The organism is Micromonospora sp. NPDC048170 (assembly GCF_040652795.1).
Classification (GTDB): Bacteria; Actinomycetota; Actinomycetes; order Mycobacteriales; family Micromonosporaceae; genus Micromonospora.
The window spans coordinates 186365-202531 of the sequence record NZ_JBEZMR010000001.1 but is presented as its reverse complement, the minus strand read 5'-3'; the positions used below and the strand labels follow the sequence as shown (position 1 = coordinate 202531).

The window sequence follows — 16167 nt, the reverse complement described above, 5'->3', positions numbered from 1 at the left end:
TTGCCTCGGGCAACATCGACGGAGTAGACCATTGACAGCGCAGATTGGCGCGATATGGGGGATGAACAGGTGAAGCCCCTAGGTCCCACTCGCAGGACTCAGGCCGGTAATGTCGCAGGCACGCCTTGTGGGGAGGTAGGGGCAGATGAGTGCTGAGCAGGAGCCGTTACGTGTGGTTGAAACAGGGCAAATCGCAACCGTGGCGCTAGAAGCGCCTTGGCGTTCTGCCCGCTCTGTCATCGAGTGCAAGTCGGAGGGCATCAACTGTCACCAGGCCAGCAGCGGTCACAGCGCGTAATGAGAATTGCAAAGCGGGTGGAGAAATTAATTATGCAGACCTGACGCGCCTACTGGTGGCGCGTCAGGCACTAACACATGGCCCTGTAGGGGGAGTGCTATGGCTGGTAGCGACATTTTCGACGCCTCAGCATCGGCGTTAGGGTATCTGCATCAGCTTCGCTTCGCGTTGCTCGCAAGCGTCAGGGAGCACATGAACGGAGTGAACTGGCATGTGTCGGTGGAAGTAGCCGACGACGTTGAGGTCATCTCCGATGAGAACAAAAGGTGGCAGCTTAAGCACCGTGCTGCGGGAACCAGATTAACTGACAGTAGCGCTGACCTCTGGAAAACTCTCCGCATCTGGAGTATTGCAGTCAAGAATCGGGAGGTGGACCTCTCGAAGACACGCTTCATCCTTCTGACAACTGGCGAAATCTCGGCCGGATCTGCTGCCCACTACATGCAGGATGAATCAAGAGATGTAGAATCAGCGATTAAGCTTCTCGCAGCAGCTGAACAAAAATCAAAGAGCAAAGATGCCAAGAAGAACTTCGATGCCTTTAATGCTCTTACGGGTGAAGAGAAGCGCGCTCTGTTGGCCCGCATAAGTGCGGTCGGCGAAAGCTTGAACATCGATCAAACTCGAACAGAGCTGCTGCGTCTTTGCGGCCTGGCGGTGGGACGGGCCAAGGCGGAACCTTTCTTGAATCGCTTAGAAGGGTGGTTCAATCAGCGCAGCATCGAGCTTATGCGCGCACCCACTGCCGCCCCAATAGATGGAATCGAATTCGATGAGCACTTTACCGATCTGCAGCAGCAGTTTCGGGCCGAAAACCTCCCGATTGATGATGATGTCGCATCCCTGACGGCAACTCGCCTCGAATACGAGCATAGGGCCTTTGTGCAGCAACTCTGCCTAATCGGCATAAAGAGCCGGCGAATCGAGCTAGCTGTTAGAGATTATTTGCGCGCCTATACGCAGCGATCGCGATGGTCGAGGGAGAGTCTCCTGCTGCCAGGCGAAATATCGCGTTACGAGCGACTCCTTACGGAAGAGTGGGCAGCTCACTTCGCCGAGATGGAAGAAGAGCTCGGATTGAGCGCTGCAGAAGATGAGAAGGTTAAGGCGGCCAGGAAGATATACGAATGGGTCGATAAAGTCGCTCGCATGCCTATACGTCCTGAATGTCGTGAGCCATTTGTGACGAAGGGGTCTTTTCATATGCTAGCCGATGAGCAACTGATTGGCTGGCATCCAGATTTCGAGGCAAGGCTGATCTCGCTACTTGAACCGGTAGGCGTCAGCCGTGGCTGACATAGGGTTCCTGAGCCGAGAAGAGCGGAGCCTCTACAATCCTGCGTTCGTCGGGATCCTAGTGATTCGCGCAACCCAGGGATATGAAGCGGAGCGCGGACGCGGTTGCCATATGGCCCTTGCAGCGACCGCCGCGACAATGTCCCTGACGCCGCAGGTGCGTTTTTCTTTGCCAAAGTCGACAGCTGCAAATGCGGTGAGTTGGATAGAAAAGGAGTCGGAGGCTATGGCGTTTCTTGCGCAAAGCGTGCCTGCCTATAGCCCTCTGGTGCGGAACGGCATGTTACATGCGATGCGCATGCGGGCGTTGGTTCTTGCTCCTCCTAGCGCTCTGCACGCTACGCGTGTCGTGCCGAAATTAATTAAAGGCGAGACAAGCGAAACGATAGAAATTCAACGAGCTGCTTATTTTCTTGGACGGTGGCTTCCTCAAGCAGGGAGCATGTCAACAATTCTTTCGCTTCTAGGGGTGAGGCCTTGAGCTTCCAAATCTCCCGCGTTTTTGTCTTTGGGATTGAGAGTCATGTCCGTCAGATCAAGTTTAGGTTGGGTCAACTTAATATTATTACTGGAGCCTCTCATAGAGGCAAGAGCTCGATTCTGAACATTATCGATTATTGCCTCGGAAGCACCGGCCATCCGGTCAAGGCCGGAGTCATTAGAGAGCACTCCCGCGGGTATGGCTTGCTTCTGGTAAAGGGCGACCAATCGTTGTTCGTTGCACGCCCAGCGCCAGAGGGTAAGAACGCGAGCACGACCCGGATGCATGTGGTCGTGAATCCTGGCGAAACCTACGCGCCAGTGTTCGATCAGTTGGAATTTAATGCCAATGTAGATTCAGTTAGGGATATCCTTAGCGAGTTTTGCGGGATTGACCGAACCATACGCATTCCGGCTATTGGAAACACGCCCCCTATTCCGCCTTCAATTAGGCACAGCTTGTTCTTTGTCTTCCAAGGGCAGAATGAGGTGGCTAATCCGGCGCTGCTTTTCCACTCGCAGGGCGATGAGTGGCGGCCCCAAGTGATACGTGCGGTTCTGCCGTATTTCTTGGGAGCTGTGAATTTCGAGCAAGCGGCGATGACTATTCGAGTGCGTACGCTGAAGAGAGAGCTCGCGAGCATGCAACGAGCTATCGCAGCGTCGTTGCATGCTGCTCGAAGTGCCGAAGGCCAGGCGCGTGCTCTGTTGGCAGAAGCGGCTCAAGTGGGGCTAGTTGATGATTGGCCAGAGGAGCTAGTTACTGAGTCTCAAGCTGTTGAGCTGCTCCGCAGCATCACTCAATTCCCTGGCGTCCCAGAGCAGCCGAGGGTTCAAGGCGATCGGCTTGTTTCGTTAGTGGAGCAACGTCGTGACCTGCGGGGCGAATACTCAGCATTGAATATGCGCTTAGCTCAGCTTCGCAGCGCTGTCAAGGAGAACGGCGAGTTTTTATCTGAGGCGCGTGAGCAGCGTGGTCGGCTGGCAACGCTGGGCCTGTTCAAGGGATCGAATGATGACCTGCTGGACGAATGTCCAGTATGTGGAAGTGACGTAACCAGCCATAATCAGGTCGTTGTCGACATGTCGGCTGAACTAATGCGGCTCACCGCAGAGATAAGTTCTGTCAGAATAGACACCCCGCGCATCGATTCGATGATTGCTGAACTTGAATCTCAGATTCAACTCCTAGTTGAGAGAATGCGGGCGAATCGGGCCGAGATTGACGAGCTGGAGGCAGCGAATCGCGCCCTTTCGCAGATAGCGGCAGCATCTGCGCGTGCAGCTTTAGTGCGTGGTCGGATAGGCTACTATCTAGAAACGCTTGATCGGCAAATCTCTACCGCTGTAGTCGAAGACCGCACGGCAGACCTGGAAACAGAGATATTGGAGCTTGAGGGGCGGCTTTCGAGTAGCGGAGACGCTGACCTTCTCGCCACTTTCATTTCGTTGATCAGCCAGAACCTTTGGGTGAAGGCCCGCCAGCTCAAATTGGAGCACTCAAACTATCCGGTTCGCCTAGACGTCCGTGGCCTAACAGTAATTGCCGATACGAGAAATGGTGCTGTTCCGCTTGACGAAATGGGAAGTGGTGAAAACTGGCTAGGTTATCATATTGCAGCATTGTTGGCTTTGCATGAATGGTTTGTGGAAGAAGCGCGTCCCGTCCCGGGTGTTCTGGTCCTCGACCAACCTTCGCAAGTCTACTTTCCTTCTGACTACGCTGGCGATGGGACCCAGGTTTTGCTAGATGATGACCGTGCGGCCCTAGTACGGGCGTACCAAGTTCTGAGAGATTCTGTAGCCAGGCTCTCCCCGAACTTCCAAGTAATCGTGATGGAGCACGCAGATCTGGAGGAGCGCTGGTTTCAGGACTCAATCATTGAGCGCTGGCGGGAAGATGGGGACGCTCTTATCCCAGATGGATGGATTTCGGGCGAGCAGGACTAGCTCGTCATGCGCAGGTGGAGGGCCGCGGGCTCGGTAAAGGCTGCTTCACGAGGACGTCATACGTGGGCGCGTGCTCCCAGCCGGGCCGGAGCTTGATGACCTTTCGCCAACCCCAGCTCCGATAGGCGGACTGGGCTGGGGTGTTGTCTGGCTCAGCCAGAAGAGTGCCCCGTTCCTCGGTACGCCCAGCGAGTAGCTCGTCGTGCAGCGAACTGGCGATCCCTCGGCGGCGCCAGCCGGGGGCGACCATCAGCTCGCTGATGGCGAACGTCCGCCTGCCGTCCTCGTCGGTGAACCCGGCCGGGATGGGTTCGTGGATGCCGCCCCACCACCTGGTCTCGGCGGGTAGCGGGAACCCGTAGATGTAACCGACCAACTCGCCGTCGACGGTGGCAGTGACGAGAGACCAGCCATCGCGCTGCATGTGGCCGGCGAGCTGGCGGCGGTACCGGTCCTCGCTGTGGAACTCGCCGCCGTCCACATACACCAGAAGGTAGAGCTCGACGAGCCGGTCGATGAGCCCGTCCGCCTGTTCGATGGTGTGGTGCCGCACTACCAAGCCGTCGGTCATCCGTGCACCGCCTCGTCGTATGCCTGGAGGAACTTCCGGGTGGCGGCGGTCGACCGCCGTGGCTGCCCCAGGTTGGACCGGATTTGCGCGAGGTGAAGACTCACCCGCGCTGAACTCACCTGACCGATGTCAGGCAGCAGGCTCATCGCCGTGTACGCAGCCTCGTCGAGATTGCCCTGTCGGTAGGCGGCGTCAGCGAGCTGAACCGAGTAGTAGATCTGGTTGCGCCGGAGAACGGGGGAGGGGTTCTCCGTAATGGTCCGGAAGGCGCTGGCGGCACGTTCGGGCCTGCCCAGGGCCAGGTAGGCGAGGCCCTCGATGCCCTTGACCTCCTGCGCGGTGACGAAGTGAAGGAACGGCATGTCGTCTTCACTGGCACCACGCTCGAACTCGCGGTGAGCCTTGCTCATCGCTCGATGGAAACCGCTCATGTCGTTCAGGGCGGCGTACGTTCTCGCAATACGCAGGTGCAGCAGCGTGGCCAGCCGTGGGGTGCCCCACCCAGCGGAGGATCGGAGGGCTGCTTCGGCGGCGTGCAGTGCCTCACCGGGACGGTCCCGACAGGTCAGCAGCGCGAGATAGGCGAAGGCGCGCACCTCCATCCGCGGGTCATCGGAGAACCTGGCTCTGGTGATCGCTTCATTGAGGTAGGCCCTGGCTTCCGGGCGGCGGTCCGCGTCGATCGTGAGCCAGGCGGTTTCTATGGCCAGGTCGGCGATGGTGGCTTGGAGGGCTTCACCGACATCCCGGCTGTAGGTGGCCTTCGCCGCCCACTCCGACAGCTGTGCGTGCACCCGGATGGCGAGGCCGCAGAGCTGGTTGGCGCCGACCGCCGCGTCGGCGCGGCGGAACTCGTCCACCAGCGAGCTGGCGTAGCGCACCTGCTCCATGCCGATGCTCCCCGCGTCGTGCGATCCGGCGAGCAGGTCGGGGCCGCCGGTCGCGGCAATGCCCCCGAGAGCGGCGAGGGCATGGAACTGTCGGCGGTCCGTAGTGCCACCTCCTTGCTCTGAAGCCGCTACGTCGGCATCAGTCAGTGCTGGCGGGGTTGTCATTCTGGCCTGATGCACGGGTAGGGCGGCGTGTTGCGTGACCTCGTTCGACCGGCCGGGAAGGCTGAACCACAGGAATCGGGGCGGGATCCGGAGCAACTGCGCCCAGTGCGACAGCCGATCCAGGTGCACCAGCGGCGGCCCGTTCTCCACCCGGCTCAGCTGCGCCTGCGTGATCCCCAGCCACCCCGCCACCACGGTCTGCGGCAACACGCCCCGCCCGTGGTACGGATGGCACCGGTACGCCCGGATGACCCGCCCGAGATGCCGCTCCGCCAGCGCCCGCCGCACCGGCTCGTGTTCCCAGAAGGTCGCCGGCACCACCGGCGGCGTGCTCAGTCTGTCCCGCTCGGCGGCCTGGCACGGCGCGCAGCGTCCACTGTCGTTGTCGCGGGCCAGTCGTCCGCCACATCGAGGGCAGTTCGCGTGTGTCACCGGCAACCTCGCCATGCGCAGGTGGCTCCGTCCGTCTCGCCTCGTCGAGCCTATCCATTGAAGCCGTTCCGTGGAGGCTCGGTATACGCAGCGCGCATATCGATGATGCTCGCGCCGTCATCTGTCGCAGAGCAGCCGAGCCGCAGTCTGGGCGCAGACCCGCTCAACGGAAGGAGCGCCATGCTGCTCACCGCCGACCAGACCCGCACCGGCCGAACCCTCGTACCGGACGAGCTGTTCGACCGGCTGACCGCCCGCATCGCCCACGACCACCCGGAGCTGGCCCCGGACCTGCCGGCCAGGATCGCGGACCAGGCGTTGGCCTTCCTCGGCGCGTGCGCCGTCACCGCCGAGCCGATCGGGCCGACCGATCTGGTGGACATCGGTTGGCACACCTTCATCCTCCACACCCGCGACTACGCCGAGTTCTGCGACCGCGTCGCCGGCCGCTTCATCCACCACCAGCCCGAGCCCGTGCCCGACGACAACCGTCCGTCCGCACCGGAGCCCATCGGCACCCCTATCTCCCGGACGGTCGCCGCGATCACCGCCGCCGGCTTCGCTCTCGACGCGCCGCTCTGGGCGGTGCGGGCCGCCGACTGCAGTTCGAAGTGCAACCAGTGCCACGCCGGCTGCCACGACAGCCCCAAGAAGTAGGCCGGTTGACCAGCGGTCCCGGGCATAGACTGCCCGGGACCGCGCGCGCCGGGAGGTCCGCCACATGCCACGCCGCCACTGGGAGGAGCTTCCCCACGGGGTACGGCGTGACGTCGAGCAGCACACCGGCCTGATCCGTACGGCCAGCATGATCCCGGCCGGCGCAGCCAGCGACATCGCCGTCGCCCTCGACACCGATGCCGGCCCCGTTTTCTGCAAGGGCGGCGAGGTCGACGGCCCGTTCGGCTGGCTCTATCGCAACGAGGCCCGGGTCAATCCGTGGCTGCCTGCGGTGGCCCCCCGGCTGCTCTGGACCGTCGAGCGCGACGGCTGGCTGCTCCTGGGCTTCGAGCATGCCCCCGGCCGTCATCCCGAGCTTGCCCCGGGCTCACCCGATCTGGCCCCGCTGGCGGCCCTTCTCGGTGACCTGGCACGACAGCTCACACCGTGCCCGCCCATCGCCGTGCCATCCTTCGCCGACCGCTGGCGCATGCTCATCGCCCCCGAGCTGGTCGACGGCGACACCCTCCTGCACACCGACATGACACCCCGGAACTTCCTGATCGAGACCCGATCAGGTGGTGATACGGGGGAGGCCCCGACCATCCGGCTCGTCGACTGGTCCGGTCCCGCCCGTGGTGCCGCCTGGATCGACACCGCACTCCTGCTGCTGCGTTTGATCCGCGCCGGCCACGAACCGGTAGTCGCCGAGAAGTGGGGCCGGCAGGTGCCCGCCTTCGCCGAGGCGCCCGAGGCTGCGGTGACCGCCTTCGCCGAGGCCCTGGTCGTGCTCTGGCAGCGCAAGCAGCAGGCCGCTCCGGCACCTCACCACGGCCCGATCCTCGACGCCGCCCGCCGCTGGGCCGCTCACCGGGCGTGCCCGCATAGACGGGGCAGCTCGACAGCGTCGGCAGCGTGAAGGGCAAGCGCTGACGGCGATTCGCTGCACCGCCTGCTCCGAAGCGTAGGCCCCTCAGTGAGCAGCCGTATACACACCGTGTATCGACGCCACGATCATCGCCGCATACCAGGTGCCGTGGCCGACGGCGAAGGTCGACTCATGGCCCGGGGCGGGTGCTGGCTCCGGAGTTGCGTCGACCCGAACGACACAACTCCGCTCCCGCCCGCCCCGGCGCCACTCCACCTGTCGACAGGGGCCCGAACAGTCCCTAAACACAAGGAGCCCGGCATGCCCACCCTGCTCGATGACTTCCCGGTGCTCACCCCGGTCACCGACGAGGATTTCGCCATCGCCGTCCGGGCGGTGCGTACCCACGTGCCGGAGAGCTGGCCGGAGGGCGAGCTGTGCCGCAGCGAGCGCGTCCCGTACCCGTGCCGTCTCGCCCGCTGGGGCCGGGCCACCCTGAAGGCCGCCGGCCTCACGGAAGCCCAGGTCGAGCAGGGCGGCTGGGCATGACCGCACGGGAGGCAGTCGGCCAGTGGCTGCGCCTCGTCGTGGCGGATGCGGAGCTGTCGCCGTACCTCATCGGGGTCGACCTGGAGCGGCTCGGTGCGCACCTGGCGGCAAGCCTCACCGCCGCGCTCGACAACGAGCCAGCGGCGGACGCCTGGCGCGGGCTGGGCCTGTCGGAGGAGCAGCACCGGCGGATCGTCGACTACCTGGCCGGGGTGCTCTGGGCGCTCGACGTGCCGGACGACCGGATCGCCCGCGCCCGCCGGGCCTTCGCTGGCGAGGTGGGCGCGTGACCATCGTCGCCGCCTGGGAGGCGGCCGTCGACCAGGGCGCGGACGACTTCTGGTGCACCCTGGCGGACCGCCGCCCCGGGCTGCTCCCCGAACGGGACGCGCCGCTGTTCTTCGCCGCGCTCGGCCGCCTCACGGTCGGCGGCGACGACCCGGCCGGGCGGGCGGCGCTGATGGCGGTGCTCGGCCGCGCGTACCGCCGGCACGACCTGCTGCCGCACGCCGCCACCGTCGGCGACGCGCTGCTGGCGGCCGTCGCCCGGCACGCCCGCCCACTGTGGACGCCGCAGCTCACCGACGCCTGGGAACGCGCCGGTCGCCGCGCTGCCGAGGCCGTGCGCCGCGCCGCCGCCCGAGCAGACGACGGCCCGGCCTGGTGGCCCGCCGAGGTGATCGGCCACGACCGGCCGTGCGACACCATCGCGATCCTGACCGTACGCCCCTGGCAGCGCCTACCCTTCCAGCCCGGCCAGGCGGTCTCGGTCAGCACGCCACGCCGGCCCGGCCGCTGGCGCTGGCTCTCCCCGGCCAACGCCCCGCGCCCGGACGGCACCGTCGAGCTGCACGTCCGCGCCATCGCCGCCGGCACCGTCGCCCACAGTCTCGTCCACGACGTACGCCCCGGCGAACTGCTCTGGCTCGGCCCACCGCGCGACGCCGGCCTGCGCCTGGACCCGTCCACGAAGAGAGACCTGCTGCTCGCTGCCGGCGGCACCGGCCTCGCGCCGCTGCGCGCCCTGGTCGAGCAGGTCGCCGCCGCACCCGACGGCCGGCGGGTGACCCTGGTCGTCGGCGCGCGCACCTTCGCCGACCTCTACGACGCGCCCAGCCTCGACCGGCTCCAGCATGCCCACGACTGGCTGACCGTCGTGCCGGCCTTCAGCCACGACCCCGCCGCCGAGCCCGCCGAGCAGGGCGACGCCCTCACCATCGCCCTCGACCACCACCACGCCGAGGATGACGTGTACGTCTGCGGCCCGCCGCCGATGCTCGCCGGTGCGCGGCTGCGGCTGCTCGCCGCCGGGGTGCCTGCCGAACGCATCCACCTGCCGGCGGAGATGGTGCCCTGATGGCCGTCTACCGCAGCCGGCACTCCCAGCCCGGCCCACTCACCCCGGACCGGGTCCTCGGCGTCGCGCTGCCGCGTACCCCGCTCGGCCGGCGCGGCTACCGGGTCGACGAGGTCGACGCCCTGCTGTACCGCCTCGTCCACGAGCTGCGCGACCGCAGCCGCCAGCTCGACCTCACCCGCGCCGAGAACCACCGCATCAAGGAGGCGCTGCGCACCTGGCAGGCCCGGCAGGCCGAGGAACGCTCGCAGGCCCGGCAGGCCGGCTGATCCTGAGTGGAGGGTGGTGATGGCGCCCGATCAGCCACGAATGTGGCGATCACTAGGATCGGCGCCGTGATCATCAAACGACGGCTCCCGATAGTCCTGCTAGGACTGTTGGCCGCCTTCTCGACACTGGGCGTGCCTCCCGCCTACGCCGACGAGCACGAGACCGAACCCGTCGAACCGCCCAAAGTGGAGCTGGTGCTCGACGTGAGTGGTTCGATGCGCGCCAAGGACATCGGCGGGCGTACCCGTATCGCGGTTGCCCAGGAGGCGTTCAACGACGTCGTGGACGCGCTGCCCGAGACGACGGATCTCGGCATCCGCGTCCTCGGCGCCACCTACGGTGGCGACGACAAGAAGGTCGGCTGCCAGGACACCCAGCAGCTCGTACCGGTCGGCCCGGTCGATCGGGTGAAGGCCAAGAACGCCATCGCCACCCTGCGCCCGACCGGCTTCACCCCGGTCGGGTTGGCCCTGCGCGAGGCGGCCAAGGACCTCGGCACCGGCGAGACCACCCGACGCATCGTGCTCATCACCGACGGCGAGGACACCTGCGCGCCGCCGGACCCCTGCGAGGTGGCCCGGGAACTCGCCGCCCAGGGCACCCACCTGGTGGTCGACACGCTCGGCCTCATCCCCGACGAGAAGGTACGCAAGCAGCTCGTCTGCATCGCCTCGGCGACCGGCGGGACGTACACCTCCGCGCAGAGCAAGGACGACCTGACCCGGCGGATCAAGCAGATCGTGGAACGGGCCAAGGACACCCACACCAGGACGCCGGCGAAGGTGACCGGCACCGACGTCTGCGCCAAGGCGCCCGTGCTCACCCCCGGTGTCTACACCGACCGGGAGCGGTTCGAGGAGCACCGGTGGTACCGGATCCCGGTCCAGCCGGGGCAGGAACTGCGGGCCTCGGTGAGCATCGGCCTGGACCGGCCGTTGAACCGGGACTACGGCGTGCTGCTGCGGGCCACCGCCACCGACGGGCGGGAACTGGTCCGGGGCAACGACGCCGGCAGTGGTCGTACCGACGTGCTGTCGACCGGCCTGCGCTGGTCGGCGGCGGAGGACGACGAGGACGAGGCGCTGGACGACGACAAGGGCGGCCTCTTCACGGACTCGACCGAGAAGGCCCCCGAGCCCACCGTCGTCTGCCTGGTGGTCAGCAACTCCTTCTCCGCGAAGGCGGGTGCCGGTCAGGCTCCGGGCATGCCGCTCGAACTGACCGTCGACCTGGTCGACGCGTCGCCCGCCCCGAACAGCCCGGGTCTCGGTCGAGGTTGGGTGCTGTTGGGCGTACTGACCCTCGCGGGTCTGCTCAGTGGGTTGATCGTCGGTTGGCTGACCCGTTGGTGGGTAGCGGTCTGGAGGACCCGATGAGGATGCGGAACGCTCCGATCTCAGCCCGCCGGGCGGCGGTGCTGCTCGCCGCCACCGGTGTCGCCGTCGCGCTGCCGGCCGCCGCCAGCGCGGACACGCCCACCCCGTCACCCGGGGCTGCCACCATCAACAAGGCCGGCACCTCGTTCCTCACCGCCGCCGGGATCAGCCCCGGCCAACCGGTACGGGTCGGCGCCTCCGTGGGCGACTACCTGTACTGGTCGTTCACGGCCTCGGCGGGGGACACCCACCACGTGGCGGCAACCGTGTCGCTGCCCGCTGCGGCGAGCCGGAAGGGCGATTCCACCTGGACGATCGAGGTCTTCGACGGGCTGCGCCGCCGGCAGGCGTGTGTCGCGGGGGCGCAGACCCCGGTGGCGTCGAAGAGCGCCGCCACCGTCGAACTCGACTGCGAGCTACGCCAGGTGCGCTCGTGGGCCGAGCCGTGGTCGGGCGACCCGTTGCCGGGCACCTACTACGTCCGGCTGTCCGGCACCGAGTTGCCGGAGCAGGAGTTGGGCCTGCCGATCGAGGTGAGCCTGCTCGTCGGGGTGGAGTCCGACGGCGACACCGAGCCGGAGGGCGGCGACCTGAAGGAGCCCCTGGTCCCGGCGGTGCACCCGGGCAAGGTGCTCGCTGCCGATCCGACCACCAGCACGCCGGACCCGGCGGCGACCGGTGAGGAGGAGGACGGCTGGTTCGACTGGGTCCGGTGGCCGAGCCTGTCGTCCCGCTGGTACTGGACCATCGCGGGCGGCATCCTGGCCGCCGTCGCGGGTGTGGTCGGCTTCGCCCTGACCCGCCCCCGCCAGCGCGTCGGCTGACCCTTCGCGTTGATCAAGAGGTTTGCGTCAGCCCGGAACCGGGATCCTGACGCAAACCTCTTGATCAACCGTTGCTGCCGGAACGGGGCGAACTCGGCGATGTGCGGAAGCTCCCGGTGTCGCACCAGATCGCGGGCCGACGTGCACAACCTCTTCGACCGTGGCCAGGATGCCGTAAGGCGCCGGCCCGACCACTGTCACCGCAGCGGGCACACCTCCAGATTGCGCTGAAGGGCGCATCGGCGTCCGCAGGGTTGGCGATTTCACGGCGGTGACCAAACGCCGAGGAAGAGTCGCCCGATAGTGGAGTGTGTTGGATATCCCTTCCCCAAGGCACGACACGTTGACGGTGCTGGCGGTTCTGAGCGCGGGCACCCTGACCTGGCAGTCGGCCGCGCTGATGGCGGGCCTGATGGCCGTCTGGACCGCGATGGGCCTGCTCGTCGAGTGGCAGGCGCGGCGCACCCTGATCACCCTCGCCCAGGCGGTTCCCGCAGGGCTGGTCACAATCCGTTGGGACGCCCCTGGGAGGCAGGTTGCTCGGTTGGTATGGGGTGCCGGCTCGGATCACCACGGCCAGCAGTCAAGGCCATGACGTGGGTTCCTCCGAGTCACGGCCGAAGCTCACCAGGGCACAGATCGACCAGATCGAGCGCCTCTACCGGCAGGAAGCCGATGATCTGTACAGGTATGCCTGCTCGAACTCGCTGGGCCGGATATCCGAGAGTTGGGATCTGGTCCAGACGACGTTCCACGAGGCGATCCACGCCTGGCAGAAAATCGGCCGGTACGGTCCCGACGAACGCAGGAAGTGGCTGCGCCGGGTGCTGAAGAACAAGGCGATCGACCTCTGTAGAAAACAACACGTGGTCGATCTGACCGCCGACGTCTCCCACCCGCACCCTCGCTCCGACGACACGGGCGAACGCGCGGAGTTCTCCATCGCCCTGGCCAACTGCTGGAGGGTGATCGAACAGATGCCGCCGGTACGGCGGAACGTCGTGTCCCTCGTCTGGGGCGAGTCGTGGACACCGAAGCGCGTCGCCGAGCATCTCGGGCTGGCACCGAGCACCGTTCGCGGTCATTTGCTGGAGGCACGCAAACAGTTGAGGGCCAGCGTCGGCCATCTGGTGCCGTTCATCGACGACGAGGAAGAACAGGAGCCTGCTTCATGAACAACAACGAGGAGCGGATTCCGCTCACGTTCGCTGAGGTCTACCGGCGTGCCCGTGCCGTCGGGCCTGGGGCGTTCCCGCCCTTCGATCTTCAGCGCGGCCTGGACGACCTGAAGACGTGGATCGATCGGGAAGTCGACCTCGTCGAGGAGACGGGACAGCACGACACCTCTGTTGCGGCGCGGAGGTCGCCGGCCGAGCTTCGAGGGCGCCACGACCTTCTGGAGGAATTGGTGGCATTGGCGCGGCGGCCTGAGGACGGCCCTGCCGTGCTCGTCGGGCCAGGCGGTGCGGGGAAGTCGACGCTGGCCGCCGCCCTGGCCGAGCAGGCGCGGAGTTGGGATCGGCAGGTCTGGTGGGTCTCCGCCGCCGACCTGGCCGGGCTCTCCGCGGGACTCACCAGCGTGGTGCGTGACCTTGGCGGATCACGCACCGACGTGGAGTCGATCAGCAAGGGGGCAGCTGACGGTCCGGACCGGCTCTGGCGCCTGCTGGAAGGCTCGTCGCGGAATTGGCTGCTCGTCATCGACAACGCCGACGATCCCTGGACGCTCGCCGCGGCGGACTCGCCAGCGGGTGTGCAGGATGGCGCGGGTTGGGCGCGCGCGTCGAGGCGTGGCCTGGTCGTGGTGACCAGCCGGGAGACCGACGAACGTATGTGGACAGGGGCACGAATCTTCGATGTCGGTCATCTGGGCATGGCCGATGCCGCCCAGGTCCTTCGCGATCTCGCACCGGATGCGGGTGACGAGACCGAGGCGCGGGCCCTGGCACGACGGCTCGGCGGGCTTCCCCTCGCCCTTCACCTGGCGGGGAAGTATCTGCGCTCCGGGGTCGCGCAGTGGCCCACCTTCGCCACGTACGACCAGGCCCTCGGCAGCCTGGAGGGGACCATGGTGGACCGTACCGCCGAACTCTCCCTGGACGGGCTGGCCCGCCACGGCGTTCCCCAGGCCCGGGAGCTGATGCGGCTGGCCAGCTGCTACGCGCCCGAGTCGATCCCGACCCGCATCCTGCCCAGGACCGGCTTGAAGGAGGCGCTGGACGGGCTGAGAGGCGTCGGCCTGATCCAGGAGAGCCCGGCGTCGATCACGCTTCACCCTGTCGTCACCGACACCAACCGCGCCCACCTCGAAGGACCGGAGGTCTGGCATTCCGCGATCGCGTACCTGGTGGGGGCGCTGGGAGAGCTCAGCTTCGGCCGACCGGAGCACTGGCCGCAGTATCGGCTGCTCGGCCAGCACCTGCTGGCCATGCTCGACACCGCCGCCGATCGAGTGGACCAGGAGCATCTCGCCCTGCTCATGGATGCCGCAGCCACGACGGCCAGAGCCCTCATTCACAGCGGCGCAGGCAGGGCGGCCGGCACGCTGTGCCAGATCGCCCTGGCCAGCAGCACGGCGCTGGGCGAGGAGCATCGCGCGGTGTTGCGCGTCCGGCACCAGCTCGCCTGGGCGGTTGCCAACGCGGGGGATCTGACTCAGGCAGAGGCCATCTACCAGGACGTTCTCGGCGTTCGGCGGCGCGTGCTCGGGGATCTTGACCCTGACACCCTCGACAGCCGCCACGAGTTCGGGTGGATCGCCGGTCGTCTCGGCAGGTGGCCCGAGGCCGAGCAGCGCTATCGGGACACCCTTGGCGACCGCCTGATCCAGATGGCGCCGGACGCGCGGGACACCCTGACGACGCGCCACGAGCTGGCCTATGCGATTGCCCAGCAGGGCCGCCTCGGCGAAGCCCGCCGAGCTTTCGAGGACGTTCTGCGAGATCGGCAGCGAGTCCTACCCGACAGGGCTCCGCAAACACTCCAGACCCAGCACGCCATTGCGTGGATCACCGCCAAACAGGGCAACTGGGCGGAGGCCGAGGGCCTGTACCGTGCCCTCCTCGACCTGCGTCAGGTGCTCGAGACCGATCATCCCCACGTGCTGCTCACCCTGCACGAACTCGCGTGGACGATCGCGCGCCAGGGCCGCCGGGCCGAGGCGGAGTCCATCTACCGGCGTGTCCTGGATCGCCGCAGCCGGACCCTGGGCGACGACCACCCCGAAACCGAGACGACCCGATGGGCGCTGAGCGAACTTCGGCAGGGCAGGATCGCCGACGCCGTTCATCCCGCCTGACCAAGTGGAGGTCCACATGATCCTCGGCGATCATCTCACCACCGCCATAGACGAACTGCACCTCGCTGAGCGTCCGGTCATGCTGCACGCATCACTGCGGTCCTTTGGGACGGCGGTTGACGGCGGTGCCGACGCCCTGCTTGACGCACTGCTTGAGCGCGGATGCACCGTGATGACACCCGCGTTCACGGAGCCCCAGTTCGGGCTTTCCGCGCCCCCCGACATGCGTCCGGCACGCAACGGCCTGGACTACGCCGCCCCGTCCGAGAGGAGCACCTGCCAGGAGGGGCTTCCCTACCGCGTCGACTGCGGACTGATCAACCCCCGACTGGGTGTCCTCCCCGCGGTGCTCATCAGACGCGACGGCGCCGTACGCGGCAGGCATCCGCTGAACTCCTTCGCCGCCATCGGTCCGCAGGCAGCCGAGCTGATCGACGCCCAAAGCCCCGACGACGTGTACGGGCCGATCCGCGAGTTGGCCGACCGCGACGGCAGAATCCTGCTCGTCGGCGTGGGCCTGGATCGCATGACGGCGCTGCACCTGGCGGAACAGCGGTCCGGCCGCCGCCTGTTCCGCCGGTGGGCGCGCGACGAGGACGGCGATATCCGTACGGTCGAGGTGGGGTCCTGCTCCGGAGGGTTCACGCAGCTGGAGCCACTCCTCGGCCCGCTCGCCCAGAGTGCCGTCGTGGGTGCCTCGCGCTGGCGCGCCTACCCGGCCCGGCAGGTTCTTGCCGCCGCGACAGCCGCCATCGCCGCCCGTCAGGGCATCACCCGCTGCCCTGACGCCGAATGCGTACTCTGCCGCCACGCGATCGCCGGAGGCCCGGTGGTCTCCTGACGCACACGGCCGGCGGGCGCGATCGTACGGATCAGTGCGTGGGGT

Annotated in this window: 17 protein-coding genes; 15 read left to right on the top strand and 2 right to left on the bottom strand. The window is 66.7% G+C overall.

The annotated features are described in order from the left end of the window. The first annotated feature begins 397 nt into the window (after positions 1-397). Genes AB0D32_RS00845 through AB0D32_RS00835 form a run of 3 tightly spaced genes read left to right on the top strand, consistent with a single transcriptional unit; the run spans position 398 to position 4024 of the window. Entirely contained in the window at positions 398-1594 is a 1197-nt protein-coding gene (locus AB0D32_RS00845) for an ABC-three component system protein (RefSeq protein WP_357082704.1), read from the top strand. Continuing rightward, positions 1587-2075, top strand: coding sequence for a three component ABC system middle component (locus AB0D32_RS00840; protein ID WP_357082701.1), 489 nt, complete (start codon positions 1587-1589; stop codon positions 2073-2075). Before AB0D32_RS00845 ends, AB0D32_RS00840 begins: the two co-directional genes overlap by 8 nt. After that, the gene (locus tag AB0D32_RS00835) at positions 2072-4024 is read left to right on the top strand and encodes a DUF3732 domain-containing protein (RefSeq protein ID WP_357082698.1); all 1953 of its coding nucleotides are present in this window, start codon (positions 2072-2074) and stop codon (positions 4022-4024) included. The genes AB0D32_RS00840 and AB0D32_RS00835 overlap by 4 nt, the downstream gene beginning before the upstream one ends. Before the next feature lie 4 nt (positions 4025-4028). On the opposite strand, the gene AB0D32_RS00830 is transcribed toward AB0D32_RS00835, so the two are convergent. Both AB0D32_RS00830 and AB0D32_RS00825 read right to left on the bottom strand, forming a co-directional pair. Continuing rightward, entirely contained in the window at positions 4029-4595 is a 567-nt protein-coding gene (locus AB0D32_RS00830) for a GNAT family N-acetyltransferase (RefSeq protein ID WP_357082695.1), read from the bottom strand. Continuing rightward, the gene (locus AB0D32_RS00825) at positions 4592-5971 is read right to left on the bottom strand and encodes a hypothetical protein (RefSeq protein ID WP_357082692.1); all 1380 of its coding nucleotides are present in this window, start codon (positions 5969-5971) and stop codon (positions 4592-4594) included. Before AB0D32_RS00825 ends, AB0D32_RS00830 begins: the two co-directional genes overlap by 4 nt. Positions 5972-6262: 291 nt before the next feature. Between AB0D32_RS00825 and AB0D32_RS00820 the strand changes: the two genes are divergently transcribed. The 12 genes from AB0D32_RS00820 (at position 6263) to AB0D32_RS00765 (ending at position 16122) form a co-directional block, all read left to right on the top strand. Beyond that, the gene (locus AB0D32_RS00820) at positions 6263-6739 is read left to right on the top strand and encodes a hypothetical protein (protein WP_357082689.1); all 477 of its coding nucleotides are present in this window, start codon (positions 6263-6265) and stop codon (positions 6737-6739) included. 64 nt (positions 6740-6803) lie between these two features. Further along, the gene (locus AB0D32_RS00815; RefSeq protein WP_357082686.1) at positions 6804-7658 is read left to right on the top strand and encodes a hypothetical protein; all 855 of its coding nucleotides are present in this window, start codon (positions 6804-6806) and stop codon (positions 7656-7658) included. A gap of 270 nt (positions 7659-7928) precedes the next feature. Beyond that, entirely contained in the window at positions 7929-8156 is a 228-nt protein-coding gene (locus tag AB0D32_RS00810; RefSeq protein ID WP_357082683.1) for a hypothetical protein, read from the top strand. Further along, positions 8153-8446 carry a hypothetical protein gene (locus AB0D32_RS00805; RefSeq protein WP_357082680.1) on the top strand — a complete coding sequence of 98 codons (294 nt, stop codon included), beginning with the start codon at positions 8153-8155 and terminating at the stop codon, positions 8444-8446. The genes AB0D32_RS00810 and AB0D32_RS00805 overlap by 4 nt, the downstream gene beginning before the upstream one ends. Beyond that, the gene (locus AB0D32_RS00800; protein ID WP_357082677.1) at positions 8443-9513 is read left to right on the top strand and encodes an FAD-binding oxidoreductase; all 1071 of its coding nucleotides are present in this window, start codon (positions 8443-8445) and stop codon (positions 9511-9513) included. Before AB0D32_RS00805 ends, AB0D32_RS00800 begins: the two co-directional genes overlap by 4 nt. Then, the gene (locus AB0D32_RS00795) at positions 9513-9782 is read left to right on the top strand and encodes a DivIVA domain-containing protein (protein ID WP_357082674.1); all 270 of its coding nucleotides are present in this window, start codon (positions 9513-9515) and stop codon (positions 9780-9782) included. Before AB0D32_RS00800 ends, AB0D32_RS00795 begins: the two co-directional genes overlap by 1 nt. Positions 9783-9848: 66 nt before the next feature. Further along, positions 9849-11159 carry a VWA domain-containing protein gene (locus tag AB0D32_RS00790; protein ID WP_357082671.1) on the top strand — a complete coding sequence of 437 codons (1311 nt, stop codon included), beginning with the start codon at positions 9849-9851 and terminating at the stop codon, positions 11157-11159. Further along, positions 11156-11983 (top strand): peptidase, encoded by an 828-nt coding sequence (locus AB0D32_RS00785; RefSeq protein WP_357082668.1) that lies wholly within the window; start codon positions 11156-11158, stop codon positions 11981-11983. Before AB0D32_RS00790 ends, AB0D32_RS00785 begins: the two co-directional genes overlap by 4 nt. A 343-nt stretch (positions 11984-12326) precedes the next feature. Beyond that, positions 12327-12578 (top strand): hypothetical protein, encoded by a 252-nt coding sequence (locus AB0D32_RS00780; protein WP_357082665.1) that lies wholly within the window; start codon positions 12327-12329, stop codon positions 12576-12578. A 1-nt stretch (position 12579) separates the two neighbouring features. Continuing rightward, entirely contained in the window at positions 12580-13158 is a 579-nt protein-coding gene (locus AB0D32_RS00775) for a sigma-70 family RNA polymerase sigma factor (RefSeq protein WP_357082662.1), read from the top strand. Then, positions 13155-15281, top strand: a complete 2127-nt coding sequence (locus AB0D32_RS00770; RefSeq protein ID WP_357082659.1) for a tetratricopeptide repeat protein — start codon at positions 13155-13157, stop codon at positions 15279-15281. Before AB0D32_RS00775 ends, AB0D32_RS00770 begins: the two co-directional genes overlap by 4 nt. Before the next feature lie 16 nt (positions 15282-15297). After that, positions 15298-16122, top strand: coding sequence for an AAC(3) family N-acetyltransferase (locus tag AB0D32_RS00765; RefSeq protein WP_357082656.1), 825 nt, complete (start codon positions 15298-15300; stop codon positions 16120-16122). Positions 16123-16167 lie beyond the last annotated feature (45 nt).

What these genes read in the sequence shown, in the direction of transcription:
- AB0D32_RS00830 (WP_357082695.1), bottom strand. Translation starts at nt 4,595, where the DNA reads ATGACCGACGGCTTGGTAGTGCGGCACCACACCATCGAACAGGCGGAC.
- AB0D32_RS00810 (WP_357082683.1), top strand. Translation starts at nt 7,929, where the DNA reads ATGCCCACCCTGCTCGATGACTTCCCGGTGCTCACCCCGGTCACCGAC.
- AB0D32_RS00820 (WP_357082689.1), top strand. Translation starts at nt 6,263, where the DNA reads ATGCTGCTCACCGCCGACCAGACCCGCACCGGCCGAACCCTCGTACCG.
- AB0D32_RS00845 (WP_357082704.1), top strand. Translation starts at nt 398, where the DNA reads ATGGCTGGTAGCGACATTTTCGACGCCTCAGCATCGGCGTTAGGGTAT.
- AB0D32_RS00770 (WP_357082659.1), top strand. Translation starts at nt 13,155, where the DNA reads ATGAACAACAACGAGGAGCGGATTCCGCTCACGTTCGCTGAGGTCTAC.
- AB0D32_RS00815 (WP_357082686.1), top strand. Translation starts at nt 6,804, where the DNA reads ATGCCACGCCGCCACTGGGAGGAGCTTCCCCACGGGGTACGGCGTGAC.
- AB0D32_RS00765 (WP_357082656.1), top strand. Translation starts at nt 15,298, where the DNA reads ATGATCCTCGGCGATCATCTCACCACCGCCATAGACGAACTGCACCTC.
- AB0D32_RS00785 (WP_357082668.1), top strand. Translation starts at nt 11,156, where the DNA reads ATGAGGATGCGGAACGCTCCGATCTCAGCCCGCCGGGCGGCGGTGCTG.
- AB0D32_RS00795 (WP_357082674.1), top strand. Translation starts at nt 9,513, where the DNA reads ATGGCCGTCTACCGCAGCCGGCACTCCCAGCCCGGCCCACTCACCCCG.
- AB0D32_RS00805 (WP_357082680.1), top strand. Translation starts at nt 8,153, where the DNA reads ATGACCGCACGGGAGGCAGTCGGCCAGTGGCTGCGCCTCGTCGTGGCG.